We start from the raw sequence: 15,115 nt of genomic DNA, 5'->3' as shown, positions 1-15,115 counted from the left end.
TCTGCTCCCTTGCTCGAACGATCTCAGATCTTCACAGTCTGCTCGCGCGGGGTGCGCGCCGGGTGGTCGGGGTTCGCGTACTCCTCGGGGACGAGGCCCATGAGCTGTCCCGTCACCAGCGCGGCTACGTGCGGCGCATACCAGCGGGCCTGCGGGAATGCGCCGAGCATGATCCACAGCCCCTTCTGCGCGGTCGGCTTCCAGACGTTGTTGATCTCACCGTCCGTGCCGAATCCCCACACCCTGCCGACCTTGTCGGCGACCTCGTCGCCGAAGTAGTCGGCGATCGCTCCCTCGATCGGCGCGTATCCCGTCGCCAGGACGACCGCGTCGAGGGCGCGCTCCGTGCCGTCGCGCAACACCAGGCCGTGTTCGGTGAAGCGCTCCACGTCGTCGTACTGGATCACGGGGATGTCCCCCTCGATGATCCGCTTCGATGCGCCGACGTCGAGGTAGTACCCGCCACCGGTCTTGAAGTAGTTGTAGAAGAATCCGAGGTCGCCATCGCCCGACCAGATCTTCATCCCGGCGTTGCGCAGCCCCTCATGCAGCTCCCTGTCGATCTCGTCGCCGATCTTGGTCTGAGCGAGGAAGTTGCCCTTCAGCTGCGGGTACACCAAGCCGGCCAGGAAACGCGCGTCCACGAGCTCCGTCGGGATGATCCGGGGGTTGTAGGGCGCGTACGACATGTTCGCCGTCGCGATGTCGAGCACGATCGCCGGCGACCTCTGGAGAATCGCGGAGCGCCCGCCGTGCTTGTGCACGTCGAGGGCCACATCGTGACCCGAGGTCCCTGTGCCGACGACGAGCACGTTCTTGTCGGTGTAGTCGCGGCCGCTGGTGAATCGGCTCGAGTGCACGACCTCCCCGGCGAACGTGTCGAGCCCGGGGATGTTCGGCACCTTCGGCTTCTCCGTGCCGCCCGTGGTGAGGATCACGTGGCGAGGATGCATCGTGCGCACCGTGCCGTTCGTGCGCACCTGCACGGTCCAGCGTTCCTGGTCCTCGTCGTACGTTCCCCCGAGGAACTCCGTCGACGTCCAGAAGTTGATGTCCATCGCGTTCACGTACGCCTGGAACCAGTCGGCGAGCTTGTCCTTCGGGATGTACTCCGGGAAGCTCTTCGGGAACGGCATGAACGGGAAGTGCAGCATGCCGTGGGGTTGATGCAGCAGGAGCGACTCATACCGCGTGCGCCACGTGTCGCCGACGTTCTCGTGCTTGTCGACGACGACGTTGGAGACCCCGTAGTAGTTGAGCCACGCGGCCGTGAACACGCCGAACTGGCCACCGCCCACCAGCAGCACATCGGGATCGGTGTCGGCGAAGGCGCTCTCACGCGCGCGGTACTCGCTCCACCGCACGTCGGGGTGGGTGTCGTCGAACCGGTCGCGGTACGGCCATGTCGGCGGGCGGTCGCGGAACTCGCTCAGGCGGGTCAGCAGATTCATCGCACGCCAGCCTGCAGGTGCGGTCTCGTCCTCGACGAGCCACGCCAGCCCGTCCCCCTGTCCCGCATCGATGTCGAAGCGGTGGAACACCTCGATCACCCGCGGCTCCTCCGACATGAAGAACGGTTCCGTCGGCTTGGATCCGTCCACGCGGAAGTCACGCGGATGCGTGCTCTCGGCGCTGGCGAGGATGAGATCGAGGACTCGATCGCGCTGAGACTCCTGCCTCAGGTTCCACGTCAACGCGCCCATGTCTCGGTAGTAGGTCTCCTCGAGGAAGAGGCCCTCGAGGGCGCCTCGATCAGCGTTCGCCAGGGCCTTGTTCAGGGCGCCCAGCCAGCGCTCCGCCCCTTCGAGCGCGGTCGCGCGGACAGCGGGATTCACCACAGCAGCTCCTTTGCTAGTGCGTTATGTGCACATACTGTGCTCACTAAAAGCACGCTAGCAGGCGCTCCTGCGCACCGTCAATGGATCGCGGCCGCCGCCGACCCGCGTCACGGCGGATCCCGCGCGCACGGCAGGCCGAATCGACCACAGCCGCACCCGGCGCCCCCGCCACGACCGATCGAGCCTGCTTCCGACACGAACGCGACCCTGGATGGGCCGGTAGGGCGATTCCGCGTCGGCGAGTTCGTTAGTTTAGCCTTAGTTAAGTCCGATGAAGCCAGCACGCGTCGGCGCCGGGCGACGAGCCGTATGCGTGCATCCCCAACGAGGAGTACCCGTGCAGGTGTCGGTACTCACGATGGGCAGCGCCCCCACGCAGACGACACCCCGGAAGGCGTGGCTGCGCCCGGCCTCCGTCGCGGTCCTGGTCCTGCTGCTCGGCGGCATGTGCGTCCTCAGCATCGCCGTCGGCTCCCGATTCGTGGCGCCGGATGAGGTGTGGCGACTCCTCTGGAACCCGGACGGCTCGCAGGATGCGCGGGTGATCCACGAGCTGCGGCTCCCCCGGACCGTCCTCGGCGTCGTCGCGGGCGCCGCTCTGGGCGTCGCGGGCGCCCTGATCATGGCCCTGACCCGCAATCCCCTCGCCGATCCCGGGATCCTGGGGGTCAACTCCGGCGCCCATCTCGCCGTGGCGCTGGCCATCGCGGGCCTGGGCATGACGTCGTTCACCCAGTACGTGTGGTTCGCGTTCGCCGGCGCCATCGTGGCGGCGGTCGTGGTCTTCCTGATCGGATCGGCGGGCCCAGCCGGAGCGTCACCGGTTCGGCTGACCGTGGCGGGCGTGGCGTTCGGCGCGGTCCTCAGCGGCGTCGCCACGGGTGTGACGCTCCTGGACCAGCGCACCTTCGATCTGCTGCGGGACTGGAACGCGGGCAGCATGGTCAACCGCGACCTGTCGCTGACGATGCAGCTGGTCCCCTTCGTCGCCGTCGGGGTGGTGATCGCGATCGCCCTGGCGCGTCCGCTCAACGCGATCGCGCTCGGTGAGGACATGGCGCGCTCCTTCGGCACGAACGTCACCGCCGTGCGGGTGTGGGGCGTGGTCGCGGTGACGCTGCTGTGCGGCGCGGTCACCGCGGTGGTCGGCCCGATCGCCTTCGTGGGACTCCTGGTGCCGCACATGGTCAGGTCGCTGGCGGGACCCGACCAGCGATGGATCATCGGCCTGACGCTCCTCGCCTCCCCGTCGCTGCTCCTCGCCGCCGACGTGCTGGGACGGGTGATCGTCCTCCCCGACGAGATGCCGGTGGGGATCGTCGTCGCCCTCATCGGGGCTCCCGTCCTGATCGTCCTCGTCCGCAGGAGCAGGGCGGTCTCGCTGTGACCGGCGCCGCGACTCTCCCCCGGTCGGGCGCGCGATGGCGTTCCTGGGCCGCAGGTCGGGCCCCTCGGACGGCGATCGTGACGGGCATCCTCGTCGCCGTCATCCTCGTGGTGTTCCTCGTCGCGTTGGGGAGCGGCCGATACGAGGTCTCCGGGATGCGCGTTCTGGAGATCCTCGTCGGGCAGGGAACACGGCCCGAGCGATATGCCGTGCTGGAGCTGCGCCTCCCCCGTGCCCTGTTGGCGATCGTCGCGGGGGCGGGTCTTGCACTCAGCGGCGCCATGTTCCAGTCGCTCACGCGGAATCCGCTGGGGAGCCCGGATGTCATCGGCTTCGCGAACGGGGCGTACGCGGGGGTGGTCCTGAGCATCCTGCTGTTCGGCGGCGGACGAGGCGTCGTCCAGGCCGGTGCCCTCCTCGGCGGCATCGTCACGGCGGTCGTGGTGTACCTCCTCGCCTTCCGACGCGGCGTGCACGGATTCCGGCTGATCATCATCGGGATCGCCGTCAGCATGATCCTCTCCGCCATGACCACGTGGCTGATGCTCCGCGCCCGCGTGGACACCGCCATGTCGGCCGCCGTCTGGGGAACGGGATCGTTGAACGGCGCGACCGGCGCGGATGTCGCGCAGGTCGGGATCTCCCTCGCCGTCCTGCTGCCGTTCGTGGCGATCTCCGCCAGATCCCTCAAGGCGCTCTCCCTGGGCGAGGACACGGCCGCCTCTCTCGGGGTGCGGGTGCGGTGGGCCACCCTGGGGATCAGCGTGCTCGGCGTCGCGCTCAGCGCGTCGGCCGTGGCCGTCACCGGCCTCATCATGTTCATCGCGCTGGCCGCACCGCAGGTCGCGCGTCGGGCCACCGGAACGGCGCATGTGCCGATGATCACGACGGCACTGATGGGGGCGGCGCTCTTGTCGCTCAGCGACTGGATCGCGCAGCACGGACTGGGCGACCGCGTCCTCCCCGTCGGGGTCGTGACCGTGTGCATCGGCGGCGGATACCTCGTGTGGCTGTTGATCAGAGAGGCACGTCGATCATGAACTCCGTTGGCGGACCCGCTCTGCGGGCGGAAGGCCTCACCCTCGGATACGAGGGCCGGACGGTGTCCGAGGACCTCGACCTCGACATCCCGACCGGCGGTCTGACGGTCATCGTTGGGCCGAACGCGTGCGGAAAGTCGACGCTGCTGCGCGCTCTCGCCCGGCTTCTGAGCCCGCAGCAGGGCCGGGTCCTCCTGGACGGGGCCGACGTCCACCGGATGAAGAGCAAGGACCTCGCCCGCAGACTGGGGATGCTGCCGCAGTCGTCGATCTCTCCGGATGCCATCAAGGTCACCGACCTCGTCGCGCGGGGCAGGCACCCGCATCAGAGTGTGTGGCGGCAGTGGTCCCCGCAGGACACGACCGCCGTCACGGAGGCGATGACCGCCGCGGGCGTCCTCGACCTCGCCGACCGCTACGTCGACGAGCTGTCCGGCGGGCAGCGTCAGCGGGTGTGGATCGCCATGCTGCTGGCCCAGGAGACCCCGTATCTGCTGTTGGACGAACCCACCACCTACCTCGACATCGCGCACCAGATCGAGCTGATGGAGCTCCTGACCGATCTGCACCGCGCGGGCCGGACCGTCGTGGCCGTGCTCCACGAGCTGAACCAGGCTGCGCGCTACGCCACCCACCTCGTCGCGATGCGCGATGGAGCCGTCGTCGCCAGCGGCCCGCCGCGCGACGTGGTCACCCCCGACCTCATCGGAGAGTGCTTCGGCCTGCCGGTGCACGTCATCGCCGACCCGATCTCGGGAGCACCGCTGGTGATCCCGATCGGTCGGGCCGACGATCGCGCACCTCTCGCCGCGCCACTCACCACACCCCCCGCAACACAGAAAAGAGGATCATGACCATTCGACGAACTCTCCTGGGAATCGCCGCGACGCTCGCCGCCGCGCTCCTGGTGACGGGGTGCGCCTCGGGCGCCACGGAGGAGACCCCCGCCGCGTCCGCGAGCACCCGGACCGTGGAGCACGCGTTCGGCAGCACCGAGGTCGCAAGCACGGATCGCGTGGCCGTGCTCGACGGCGATCGCGTCATGGAGGCCGTCGTCGCACTCGGCGTGCAGCCGGTCGCCGCGGTGAAGCCTCCGCTGACCGGCGACTACTCGAAGGTCGTGGACGAGAAGCTGGAGACCGAGCCCGCCAATCTGGCAGGCGCGGAAGGCGAGGTGGACTACGAGGCGCTCCTCGCCGCCGAGCCGGATCTGGTCATCATGCACGTCCTTTCCGACGCCGACCGCGAGGTCTACGACCGCGCCAGCGAGATCGCGCCGACCGTGGCGATCACCTACACAGAGGTCGGCTGGCGCGACACCCTCAACCAGGTCGCAGAGGCACTGGATCGCACCCCGCAGGCGGACGAGCTCCTGGCCTCCTACGACGCCGCCCTCGCGAAGGCCGACGACGCCGCCGGCGCCGACGGCACGACGCTGAGCGTCGTACGCGTGCGTTCGGACCAGGTGCGCTACATGACGCGCGACGGGTCGTTCGCCTGGTCCGTGCTGAAGGAACTCGGCTACACGGCGCCGGCGACGCAGGAAGCCGGCGGCACGGAGAAGACCACCGTCACCGTCAGCCTGGAGAACGTCGACCTCCTCGTCGCCGATCGGGTGCTCGTCCTCGTCGACGCGGGCACGGATGACGCGGTGAACGCCCTCCTGACCAACCCGCTGTTCGCGAACGCCGAGGTGACGAAGCTCCCCTCCAGCGACTTCCTCTTCGGAAACGTGCTGACCGCGCAGCGCATGCTGGATGAGTTCGGCAGCGCCTGATCGTCGTTCCTGCCCGGCGGACGCGTCGAGCGTCTGCTGGGCAGGACCGTCGGTCATCGATCCGGGGCGGACGAGCCGCCGCGAGCAGGCCTGCGCGGTTCGCTCATCCGCCCTGTCGGAGTCGATGGCGGGCCGGGCCGGATACGCGCGCGGATGGCTCGCCGTCGAGCACGCGGGGCCGTGGGGCCGCGAGGCCGTCGTCGAGGCGCTCTCGGGAGCACTCCGAGACGCGGACCTGGACGGCATCCGCGTCGTCCTCATCCGCCGCCGGGCCGGCCGCGCACCGACAGAAGGCCCGCGTACGGCCTTCCTCGCGTGGAGCGCGGGGCGCGCTCCGTGGGTCCGCCAGGTGTCGATCTCGGGTCTCGACGAACTCACGGGGCTCGTTCCATCGATCGCAGAGCGCGAGCCCGACGTCGGGTCGGTGCCGCACGCGCCGGTCGTGCTGGTCTGCACGCACGGGAAGCGCGACGCGTGCTGCGCCGAGTTCGGGCGCCCCGTCCATCGCGCCGTGCGGGGCCGGACCGACGCCGACGTCTGGGAATGCACCCACATCGGCGGAGATCGCTACGCCGCGAACATGGTGATCCTGCCCGAGGGTCTGTACTTCAGCAGGCTGACCCCCGCCACGGCGGATGCACCGATCGACGCCTACCTTCGGGGGCGCCTCGAGCTGTCCACCTACCGGGGACGTTCGTCCCGGACGATGGCCGAACAGGCCGCGGAGCACGCGGCACGCGTAGCGACCGGCGCGGACAGTCTCCAGGCCGTCGAGATCATCAGGAGCGAGGAGACGGCGGAAGCGGCGACCGTGACGCTGCGCTGTGACGGAGAGCTCTTCCACGCCGAGCTCCAGGAAGCGCCGGTCCTCGACGGCGGCGTATTCCACGAGTGCGGCCACCTCGATCGACCGGACACGTGGGAGTCCTGGACGTCGGCACGGCTGGAGCCGCTTCCGGCATAGGTGGCGCGTGCCGGACGCCGGCCCGCCCCTCGGCGCGGAGCTTCGCGAGGATCAGCCTCCGCCGCCCCGTCCTCCGCAGCACGGTCGACGGCCGCGCGTGTCAAAAGCAGGCTCAACCGACCGGCAACGACACTCACCGCCACTCCACCTGCGTTACAGCCTGCTTCCGCCACCCGAAGTGCGCCGCACGCGGCCAGCCCGACGCGGTCTGCCGGCGGGCCGGTCGGCCAGACGCCCCATCCCGCCCGTGCGCGCCGCGGCCCAGGGCACCCCGTCGACAGCTCACACGTCCTTCACGGAGTGACGTTCCCGGAGATCACCCGTGCGGCGTCGTCAGCGCGGGCCTCGGGATCGCGTTGGTCGCGTCGAGCGCGAGACGCTGCAGCGCGTGGCGGAGGGCCTCGGCGATGCGCCGATGGCTGATGTCGGCGGCCGCATCCGCGTCGCCGTCGGCGATGGCGTCGCATTCGTCGGCGCGAAGTTCCACTGCTCGACGGATCAGGTCCACGTCCTGCCGGACCTGCATCCGGAGGCGCATCAAGGAGCTGCGACTGGCGGCGAGCGGGGCGATCAGCAGTCGGTTCGAGACGACGGCGGCCAGCATCTCGTCGAACCGATCGTTCACGGCGAGGACATCGTCGAGGTCCGGTGCATCCGACCCGGCCTCGTCGAGCAGCCGACGGTAGGCGGAGGCGACCGTCCTGAACTCCTCGTGCTCCGGAGCGTGGGCCACCAGCTGGACCATGTACGTCTCGAGGGCATCGATGAGCTGGAAGATCTCGATCGTGCGCTCGGTGTCGATCGCGGTCACCACCGCGATCCCGCCGGGTCTCTGCGCCACCAGCCCGTCGAGCTTCAGGCGCGTCAGCGCGTCGCGAACCGGTGTGCGTGAGACGGAGAGCCGCGTGGCGATCTCCTCCTCCGGAAGGAGCGACCCGGGCGGGAGCACCTGCCGCACGATCTCATCCAGCAGCACGCGGTACACCTCATCGCCCCGCTTGCTCATGACCCCAGTATCCCGCACACGTCCGTCCCCTCTTCCGGAAGCGTTGCATCCACGGAGTCGCTTTGTATACTGCGCTGTATAGCGAAAGGAAGAGACCGATCATGGCCGGACAGACGCCGAAGAAATCCGTGCTGATCGTCGGCGCATCGCGGGGGCTGGGAGAGGCGATCGTGGAGGAGTATGTCTCCCGAGGAGCGGACGCCGTCGGTACCGTCCGGGGCGACGACCTCACACCGCTCCATGAGTTCGCGGCCCGCGTCGGCGACTCGGTCGAGATCGAGCACGTCGACATCGACGACCCCGACCAGCTCGACGCCCTCGCCGGACGCCTCACCGGGCGCGAGTTCGATCTGCTCTTCGTCGTCGCCGGCATCTCGCTGGCGCCCATGGAGGACATCGCCGTCCAGATCTCGACCGACGACTTCGCCCGGATGATGGTCACGAACGCCCTCGGCGTGATGCGTGCGGTCGAGGCGCTCCAAGGCCTCGTCTCCCCCACCGGGACGATCGCCGTGATGTCCTCCGGCCAGGGGAGCATCGCCGACAACACCTCGGCGGGCTTCGAGGTCTACCGTGCGACGAAGTCGGCTCTCAACCAGCTGATGCGCAGCTACGCGGTGCGTCACGCCGGTGATGCCCGCAGCATCCTGCTGATGGCCCCGGGCTGGGTGAGGACGACCCTCGGCGGTCCACACGCGAGGCTCGAGATCGGCGACAGCATCCCTCCCCTGGTCGACACCGTCGAAGCGCAGCGGGGCACGCCGGGGCTGCAGTACCTCGACCGCACCGGGGCGACCATCCCCTGGTGAGCGCCCTCGGCGTCACGGAGCACGGCGCCACCTCGCCGATCCATGTCGCGCCCAGCGCCCCCGCGAGCATCCTCGTCGACGCGGACGTGTCAGAAGCAGGCTCGACCCCGCGGCACCTACGCAGACCGCCGCCCCAGCTGTATCTGGGCCTGCTTCCGACACGCGTCACTCGCGACAACCGTCGTGGATCTTGCGAGCCCTCGCGCTGCGATGCCCCGTCACACGGTGGACGCACGATGGATCGACTCGATGGAGTCACCCAGGGTCCGGTCGAACTCGTCGCCCGGCTGGTGCACCGTAAGCCCCTCGAGCAGCGCACCGCTGGAGCTCGCGATCAGTCCGGGGTTGCGGGCGAGCCGTGCGTTCGCGTCGTCGCGGTCGGAGCCGCCCGACAGGGCCACGACGCGGGCGACACGGGGATGGGCGATCAGGTCGGCGTAGAAGCCGTCGACGCTCGGGATGGTCACCGCGATCGCGACCTTCTCCGACCCGGCGAGCACATCCAGCTCGCGCAGCAGCACCGCCTTCAGCAGTTCCTCGGCCTCCGCCTTGTCGGGTGCGTGGACGTCGACCTCGAGCTCGAGGATCGGCACGAGCCCCGCGGCCAGGACATGCTCCGCGACGCGGACCTGCTGCGTCACGACCAGCTCGATCCCGGCCCTGTTCGCGGCATGGATGACCGACCGCTCCCTCGTGCCGAAGGTCCCCCGCCCCGCGGCGCGGGCGAGGAGCGCGTCCAGGCCCGGGATCTCGCGCATCGTCTGTACACCGTCGCGGACCCGATTCAGCCCCGCATCGATCTTCCGGAACGGCAGGATGCCCTTCACCGCCCACAGGTACTCGGCGATGCCACGCCCGTCGACCTCCTGGTCGAGGGTGCCCTCGACCAGGATCGCCCCGAGAATCCGCTCGTTCGTGAACACCGGGCTGGTGATCACCCTGGTGCGGACGGCGCGGATGAGGTCGAACATCTCCCCCTCCCCCGCGTGCTGCGCGTCATCGACCCCGGACAGGGCGAGCGCCGTCGGGGTGTCGCCGCCGCTCTGATCCAGAGCGGCGAGAAACCCCTCCCCGGTCTGGAAACGGGTCAGCTGCTCGGTATCGGGCATCCGGGTCTCCTCGGCTCGAGCGGACGGGTCAGCCCTGGCGGCCCTTGAAACGCGGGGTGAGCTTGTTGATGACGTAGACCCGGCCGCGACGGCGCACGACCTGCGCTCCGGGCTGGTTCTTCAGCGACTTGATCGAGGCGCGAACCTTCATGACGGCTCCTTTGTGAGAACGATTATCATTAGGGATGATACCGTCAGCGAGCAGAGCGGAGAAACAACGGTGGATGCAGTGGGCGTGATCGCGGTCGTCGGCGCGTGCGGGCCGGAGCGGCTGCGCTATGCGAGACGGCTGGCGCAGCTGACGAACCGGGCCTTCTTCCCCGCGTCGCACTTCGCCGGCTCACCCGACCCGGCGCAGGAGGCCGCCGTGCTCGCGTCGTGGGCCGACCCGGCGGTGGGCGCGGTCGTCGAACTGCCCGACGAGGTGGTGGCGACGGAGCTGATCGGGACGTTCGCCGATCAGGCGGAGCACACCCGCCTCCTCGGCCTCGTCTGCGTCGTCGACGCGACGCATCTGCTCGATGACCTGCGCCGCGACGACTACCTGCCGCTGCGCGACGCGGACAGCGGCATCGCGGCGCCGATGACCGCGCGCCCGCTGTTGACCGTCCTGCAGATCGAGTACGCCTCCACGATCGTGTTCGTCGGATGGGAGGCGCTGCCCCCGGTCGAGCTCGCGACGATCATGGCGTTGGTCAGCCACCTCAGCCCGTTCGCGCGACTGCGGCTGGATCGTCGCGCGATCGAGGATGTCAGTGCGACCGACTCCCGCGCGGTAGAGCAGCCCCGGCCCGGCTGGGTGAGCATGCTCAACGGGGACTTCGCGCCGCACATGACCGACCCCCGCGTCAGCGCATTCCGCTACGAGCAGGTGCGGCCGCTGCATCCGGGGCGCCTCATGACGCTGCTCGACCGGATCGAGGCCGGGGAGTTCGGCACCCTGGTGCGCTCAGCCGGATTCTGTCGGCTCGCGACCCGCCCGCACGTCACCGCGCAGTGGGAGCACGCCGGCCGGATGTTCTCCCTGCACCCGCTCGTCGGCGACGACAGACTGACGGATGACGAGGAGCTGCTCGCGGTCGGGCAGGATCTTGCTCTCATCGGCGTGCACTTGGACCTCGAGCGGCTGACGTCAGCCCTGGACGACGCCGCGCTGACCGACGCCGAGCTGGCGGCGGGCTCGACCGCCTGGGCGGGCTTCCCCGACCCGTTCCCGGCCTGGCAGACGGCGGGCGACCGAGCGGACTGAGCCGTCGCGACGCGAGCCGGCACGACGAGGGGGACGTGCCGCCGAAGCGGGACGCCCCCCTGTGCGCGAGCGCTGATCAGTGCTCGTCGTAGTGCTCGCCGTGGACGGCGTGCTTGTGCCCGTCGTGGACGTAGTCGACGTGATCGCCGTGCTCGACGGCCTCGTGGCCGCAGTCGGCGCCGTGCGCGTGGTCGGCCGGGGTGTGCTCAGCGACGGACTCGTGCTCGTCGTAGTGGTCACCGTGCTCTGCGTGCCGGTGCGTGCCGTGCAGGTAGTCGACGTGATCGCCGTGCGGGACGGCCTCGTGGCCGCAGTCGGCGCCGTGCGCGTGCTCCGCGACGCTGTGCTCGGCGTGGGTGTATGCCAGGGTCATGCTCTCTGTTCCTTCCGTGATGATTCCGCCGCCCGGTCGGGTGCGGTGGGCTCTTGGACGTGCGCGAGCGCGTCGGCGACGACGTGCGACACGTGCACGTCGGCCACCTCGTACGTGACCTCCTTGCCGCTGCGCATCGCGGCCACCAGGCCCGACTGACGCAGCGAACGCAGGTGCTGCGAGACCAACGGCTGCGACATTCCCGTCGCCTCCGCCAGCGCATTCACGGTTCTCGGATCCTCGCCGATGAGCCGCAGCAGCCAGAGCCTCGACTCGTTGCCGAGCACTTTGAACAGCTGCGCCGCATCGGCAAGTCCCGGTTCCCCGCGCACGTCTCGATCCCATCACACGTATAAACAGATTGCAATATGACTATAGCTATTGAGATGCGTTCTCGCGCCGCACCCGTCAGCCGCGACGGTGCTCGCCGGACGCGTCACCTGCCTGCGTCGCCGGAACCGCCCCCGTCGCCGTCACCCACCTCAGCAGGTCTCATTCCGTCCATCATGGGTGCGCGCGCATCCGGCTCTTCTTGTTCTTGTTGCCGCAGGTGTTCATCGAGCACCAGCGGCGGTTGTCGCCCCGGCTCGTGTCGAGATACAGACCGGCGCAGTCGACGCCGTCGCAGGTCTTGACCCGTCCGGCGTCGTCACCGCCGAGGAGCGCGATGACGTCGCGGGCGATGACGGCGAGGGCAGCGCGCACCGGGCGCGGACCGTCCAGGCGCCACCGCATCCCCGTCCCGGTCTGCTCGGGGACGGGATGGCCGGCCGCAGCCGCCGCGTTGAGGAGGCGAGAGTCGGGTGGGTCACGGACGAGGTCGCCCGCGATGGCGGCTCCGAGCCGGTAGACCGTTTCACGCAACGCGATCGCCTCCGCCAGGTCTGCGGTCGTGGGCTCCTGTTCGGGGTCGAGGCCGTTGGCGGCAGGCCACAGCCGCAGTCTCTCCGGGGTGGTCAGGCGATCGAACGGATCAGCGCCGAGGCGGCGGCTGAGAGTCGCGGTGTAGCGGGAGGCGAGGCGCTCGAGCGACTCCGCCGACGGTTCCTGCGCTTCGTCGACCGATGCGCGGGCAGGTGTCACCGAACTGGTCATATCGCCCCCGGAGCGACGCCGGGGCCGCCCGCGCGGAAGCTCGCACCGCTCGGTTGGCGTTCCCGTTCGGATCGCTCACGAGCGATATCCGCGCGGATCCTGCGGCTGTGGTCGCCCTCGAGCCCGCTCATCCATCCGAAGACGGCGAACGGAAGCGCGACGGCGGCCAGGAACACCGCGAAGAAGGCGAACAGGATGCCGCAGAGCAGTCGGTACGCGACCATTCCCAGGGGGAGCAGCACGAGGCCGATGAGGTCACCGAACCCGTATCGCGACGCGATGAGGTACAGCCCGCCGACGAGCGCGAAGCCGATCAGCGTCCACATGCCCACCTGAACCCCGGCACTCCCCCATCTGAGGAGAACGGGCCCCAGCTGACCGTGCTGCGCAGCGACGGCGAGCAACACCCAGACGCTCGCTGCTGCGGGAGATCCGATCAGCGGAAGCATCTCGTAGCCGAACAACGCGTCGTCGTCGCGCCTGCCTCGCCACACAGGGATGACGACCATGCCGATCAGCAACAGCATCACGAGGAACACGGCGACGGCGTTGACGGCGTCGACGCGCGACGCGACGATCGGCGGAGCAGAGACGGTCAGCCAGTCCGCGATCGGCGAGAGCCCGAAGCCGCGAGCAATCGCGGCGATGGACTCCAGCGGGCGGTTTCCATTCATCAGGGAAACCACGACGAGCGCAGCCGCTGCGCAGCCCGTCAGGTTGTACAGCTGCTCTCGATTCTCCGTCCAGGTCTTGATCGCCTCGGGAACCGCTTTGATGACGCCGAACATGTTGCCTCCCTGTGCCGTCACACAGCGCCAGCGTGACACGGACCACGGACACAGACGAGGCAACGCCGACGCCCGAGCCCTCAGCAGGTCTCGGATTCTCCGGCTAACGGGGCGTGAACCCGTGACCCATCTCCGGCACGGCCAGCACCGCCTCCGGAACCACGATCGGGTGCTCTTCCGTTCGGCGCCGCGCCCCCGTCGATCTCCGGTGCGGCGAAGAAGGCCCGCTCATGCTCCGAGGACAGCCGGAATGCGTTCCACATCGCGCCCCGCGTCGCCCCGTCGGAGGCAGCGGCTCGTCGGGTGACGGTGTCGATGGCGGTGCGGGTGGATGCCGCGAAGGCGGGGTCGGCGTAGGTGTCAAGCCAGGAGCGGTAGGGATGCTCCGGATGCGAGAGCCGCTGCAGGCGTTCGCCGACGTCCTGGTAGATCCAGAAGCAGGGCAACAGCGCGGCGACGAGCACGCCGTAGTCGCCGCGCGCGGCGGTCGCAAGGAGGTGGTTCAGGTACGCCGTCGTCACGGGATCGGGCTCGGCCGACCGCAGGGCCTCGTCGGTGAGCCAGCTCTCATGCAGCTGCAGCTCGCCGGCGATCGAGCCCTCTGCGCATCCGGCCCAGAACGCCTGCTCCGCCGAGGTGGGGGCGAGGCGTGACGCGTCGGCGAGCACCCGGGAGTAGTCGCGCAGATAGAGGGCGTCCTGGGCGAGGTAGCGCAGGAACGCGTCGCGATCCAGCGTGCCCGCCCCGAGCCCGCGCACGAACGGCAGCTCATCGATATCGGCGCGGATGCCGGCGGTCCCGTCCCACCACTCCGCCTCCACCTCGGCCGGAGCCGGTGCAGTCACAGTGCCGCCGCGGGCCCACAACCCCGCGAAGTGGCTGACCGGCCCGTGCCCGGCTCCGACGGCGAGCTCGGCGCCGTGGCGGATGCTCTCGGTGAGCCACCGCTTCGACTCCCGCGTCGCGCGCACCCAGTCCCCCGACGCGGCGATGCGCGTCGCGAGCGCCGACGACAGGGAGCAGCCCGTTCCGTGGGTGTTCCGGGTCTCGACCCGGATGCCGGGGAACTCCGTCACCACGACGGTCCCGTCGACGGCTTCGACGAGCGCGTCGGGCATCTCGGCGCCCGAGAGGTGTCCGCCCTTGGCGAGCACCCGCACCCCGCGATCCAGGGCGACCCGGCCCGCCTGCGCAAGCACCTCGTCCCAGGTGACGGCGACCGGTGCGTCGGCGAGGATCGCCAGCTCCGGGATGTTCGGGGTCACCAGATCGGCGTGCGAGACCAGCCGACGCAGAGCGTCCTCCGCGTCGGCGTCCAGGAGCCGGTCGCCGCTGGTGGCGACCATCACCGGGTCGAGCACCACCAGGGGCGGCCGCACCCGGTCGAGCCAGCCGGTGACCGTCTCGATCACCTCGGTCGTGGCGAGCATCCCGATCTTCACCGCGTCGATCTCGACATCGTCGGACACGGCATCGAGCTGCTCGGCCAGGAAGGCCACCGGGGGCACGTGCACGGAGCGCACCCCGTGCGTGTTCTGCGCCACCAGCGCCGTCACGACCGCCATCCCGAAACCGGCTCTGCGCATTCTAGGTGGGGGTGAGGGGGTCAAGTCCGCCGGCGATCAGGAGCATGCGGAGCCGGTAGTTGTCGTAGTTGGTGAAGCCGCGGGCGATCCGGCG

Annotated in this window: 16 protein-coding genes; 7 read left to right on the top strand and 9 right to left on the bottom strand. The window is 69.8% G+C overall.

All coding sequences use genetic code 11. The annotated features are described in order from the left end of the window. Positions 1 to 23 precede the first annotated feature (23 nt). Positions 24 to 1,838 (bottom strand): flavin-containing monooxygenase, encoded by a 1,815-nt coding sequence (locus tag WFI00_RS13140; protein WP_336632722.1) that lies wholly within the window; start codon positions 1,836 to 1,838, stop codon positions 24 to 26. A gap of 337 nt (positions 1,839 to 2,175) precedes the next feature. On the opposite strand from WFI00_RS13140, the gene WFI00_RS13135 reads away from it, so the two are divergent. The 5 genes from WFI00_RS13135 (at position 2,176) to WFI00_RS13115 (ending at position 7,006) form a co-directional block, all read left to right on the top strand. Further along, on the top strand, positions 2,176 to 3,225 hold the full coding sequence (locus WFI00_RS13135; protein ID WP_336632723.1) for an iron chelate uptake ABC transporter family permease subunit: 1,050 nt from the start codon (positions 2,176 to 2,178) through the stop codon (positions 3,223 to 3,225). A 77-nt stretch (positions 3,226 to 3,302) separates the two neighbouring features. After that, the gene (locus WFI00_RS13130) at positions 3,303 to 4,265 is read left to right on the top strand and encodes a FecCD family ABC transporter permease (protein ID WP_336632724.1); all 963 of its coding nucleotides are present in this window, start codon (positions 3,303 to 3,305) and stop codon (positions 4,263 to 4,265) included. Beyond that, positions 4,262 to 5,119 carry an ABC transporter ATP-binding protein gene (locus WFI00_RS13125; protein WP_336632725.1) on the top strand — a complete coding sequence of 286 codons (858 nt, stop codon included), beginning with the start codon at positions 4,262 to 4,264 and terminating at the stop codon, positions 5,117 to 5,119. The genes WFI00_RS13130 and WFI00_RS13125 overlap by 4 nt, the downstream gene beginning before the upstream one ends. Next, entirely contained in the window at positions 5,116 to 6,042 is a 927-nt protein-coding gene (locus WFI00_RS13120; RefSeq protein ID WP_336632726.1) for an ABC transporter substrate-binding protein, read from the top strand. The genes WFI00_RS13125 and WFI00_RS13120 overlap by 4 nt, the downstream gene beginning before the upstream one ends. A gap of 124 nt (positions 6,043 to 6,166) precedes the next feature. After that, positions 6,167 to 7,006 (top strand): sucrase ferredoxin, encoded by an 840-nt coding sequence (locus tag WFI00_RS13115; RefSeq protein ID WP_336632727.1) that lies wholly within the window; start codon positions 6,167 to 6,169, stop codon positions 7,004 to 7,006. Between the two features lie 316 nt (positions 7,007 to 7,322). On the opposite strand, the gene WFI00_RS13110 is transcribed toward WFI00_RS13115, so the two are convergent. Next, on the bottom strand, positions 7,323 to 8,012 hold the full coding sequence (locus tag WFI00_RS13110; RefSeq protein WP_336632728.1) for a GntR family transcriptional regulator: 690 nt from the start codon (positions 8,010 to 8,012) through the stop codon (positions 7,323 to 7,325). A gap of 101 nt (positions 8,013 to 8,113) precedes the next feature. Between WFI00_RS13110 and WFI00_RS13105 the strand changes: the two genes are divergently transcribed. Next, the gene (locus WFI00_RS13105; protein ID WP_336632729.1) at positions 8,114 to 8,821 is read left to right on the top strand and encodes an SDR family NAD(P)-dependent oxidoreductase; all 708 of its coding nucleotides are present in this window, start codon (positions 8,114 to 8,116) and stop codon (positions 8,819 to 8,821) included. Positions 8,822 to 9,039: 218 nt separating this feature from the next. On the opposite strand, the gene WFI00_RS13100 is transcribed toward WFI00_RS13105, so the two are convergent. Next, positions 9,040 to 9,930, bottom strand: coding sequence for a class I fructose-bisphosphate aldolase (locus tag WFI00_RS13100; RefSeq protein WP_336632730.1), 891 nt, complete (start codon positions 9,928 to 9,930; stop codon positions 9,040 to 9,042). A gap of 28 nt (positions 9,931 to 9,958) precedes the next feature. Then, positions 9,959 to 10,081, bottom strand: a complete 123-nt coding sequence (gene ykgO / locus WFI00_RS13095) for a type B 50S ribosomal protein L36 (protein WP_336632731.1) — start codon at positions 10,079 to 10,081, stop codon at positions 9,959 to 9,961. A 69-nt stretch (positions 10,082 to 10,150) separates the two neighbouring features. On the opposite strand from ykgO, the gene WFI00_RS13090 reads away from it, so the two are divergent. Beyond that, positions 10,151 to 11,179: a GTP-binding protein gene (locus tag WFI00_RS13090; RefSeq protein WP_336632732.1), complete on the top strand. Its 1,029-nt coding sequence runs from the start codon at positions 10,151 to 10,153 to the stop codon at positions 11,177 to 11,179. A gap of 76 nt (positions 11,180 to 11,255) precedes the next feature. Here the strand turns inward: WFI00_RS13090 and WFI00_RS13085 are convergent, their stop codons facing one another. From WFI00_RS13085 to WFI00_RS13065, 5 genes are all read right to left on the bottom strand, one after another. Next, the gene (locus tag WFI00_RS13085; protein ID WP_336632733.1) at positions 11,256 to 11,552 is read right to left on the bottom strand and encodes a hypothetical protein; all 297 of its coding nucleotides are present in this window, start codon (positions 11,550 to 11,552) and stop codon (positions 11,256 to 11,258) included. Next, the gene (locus WFI00_RS13080) at positions 11,549 to 11,884 is read right to left on the bottom strand and encodes an ArsR/SmtB family transcription factor (RefSeq protein ID WP_336632734.1); all 336 of its coding nucleotides are present in this window, start codon (positions 11,882 to 11,884) and stop codon (positions 11,549 to 11,551) included. Before WFI00_RS13080 ends, WFI00_RS13085 begins: the two co-directional genes overlap by 4 nt. Before the next feature lie 172 nt (positions 11,885 to 12,056). Further along, positions 12,057 to 12,635 (bottom strand): CGNR zinc finger domain-containing protein, encoded by a 579-nt coding sequence (locus WFI00_RS13075; protein ID WP_336632735.1) that lies wholly within the window; start codon positions 12,633 to 12,635, stop codon positions 12,057 to 12,059. A gap of 8 nt (positions 12,636 to 12,643) precedes the next feature. Beyond that, entirely contained in the window at positions 12,644 to 13,456 is an 813-nt protein-coding gene (locus tag WFI00_RS13070; protein WP_336632736.1) for a hypothetical protein, read from the bottom strand. 59 nt (positions 13,457 to 13,515) lie between these two features. Next, a complete protein-coding gene (locus tag WFI00_RS13065; protein WP_336632737.1) occupies positions 13,516 to 15,000 on the bottom strand; it encodes a bifunctional hydroxymethylpyrimidine kinase/phosphomethylpyrimidine kinase in 1,485 nt (494 codons plus the stop codon). Between the last annotated feature and the right edge of the window lie 115 nt (positions 15,001 to 15,115).

Source organism: Microbacterium sp. MMO-56, assembly GCF_037146215.1.
Classification (GTDB): Bacteria; Actinomycetota; Actinomycetes; order Actinomycetales; family Microbacteriaceae; genus Microbacterium.
This window is presented reverse-complemented; position numbering and strand designations above follow the sequence as displayed.

Excerpts from the sequence above, each read along its gene's own strand:
- WFI00_RS13065 (WP_336632737.1), bottom strand. The coding sequence starts at position 15,000 with ATGGCGGTCGTGACGGCGCTGGTGGCGCAGAACACGCACGGGGTGCGC.
- ykgO (WP_336632731.1), bottom strand. The coding sequence starts at position 10,081 with ATGAAGGTTCGCGCCTCGATCAAGTCGCTGAAGAACCAGCCCGGAGCG.
- WFI00_RS13105 (WP_336632729.1), top strand. The coding sequence starts at position 8,114 with ATGGCCGGACAGACGCCGAAGAAATCCGTGCTGATCGTCGGCGCATCG.
- WFI00_RS13125 (WP_336632725.1), top strand. The coding sequence starts at position 4,262 with ATGAACTCCGTTGGCGGACCCGCTCTGCGGGCGGAAGGCCTCACCCTC.
- WFI00_RS13085 (WP_336632733.1), bottom strand. The coding sequence starts at position 11,552 with ATGACCCTGGCATACACCCACGCCGAGCACAGCGTCGCGGAGCACGCG.
- WFI00_RS13110 (WP_336632728.1), bottom strand. The coding sequence starts at position 8,012 with ATGAGCAAGCGGGGCGATGAGGTGTACCGCGTGCTGCTGGATGAGATC.
- WFI00_RS13120 (WP_336632726.1), top strand. The coding sequence starts at position 5,116 with ATGACCATTCGACGAACTCTCCTGGGAATCGCCGCGACGCTCGCCGCC.
- WFI00_RS13115 (WP_336632727.1), top strand. The coding sequence starts at position 6,167 with ATGGCGGGCCGGGCCGGATACGCGCGCGGATGGCTCGCCGTCGAGCAC.
- WFI00_RS13100 (WP_336632730.1), bottom strand. The coding sequence starts at position 9,930 with ATGCCCGATACCGAGCAGCTGACCCGTTTCCAGACCGGGGAGGGGTTT.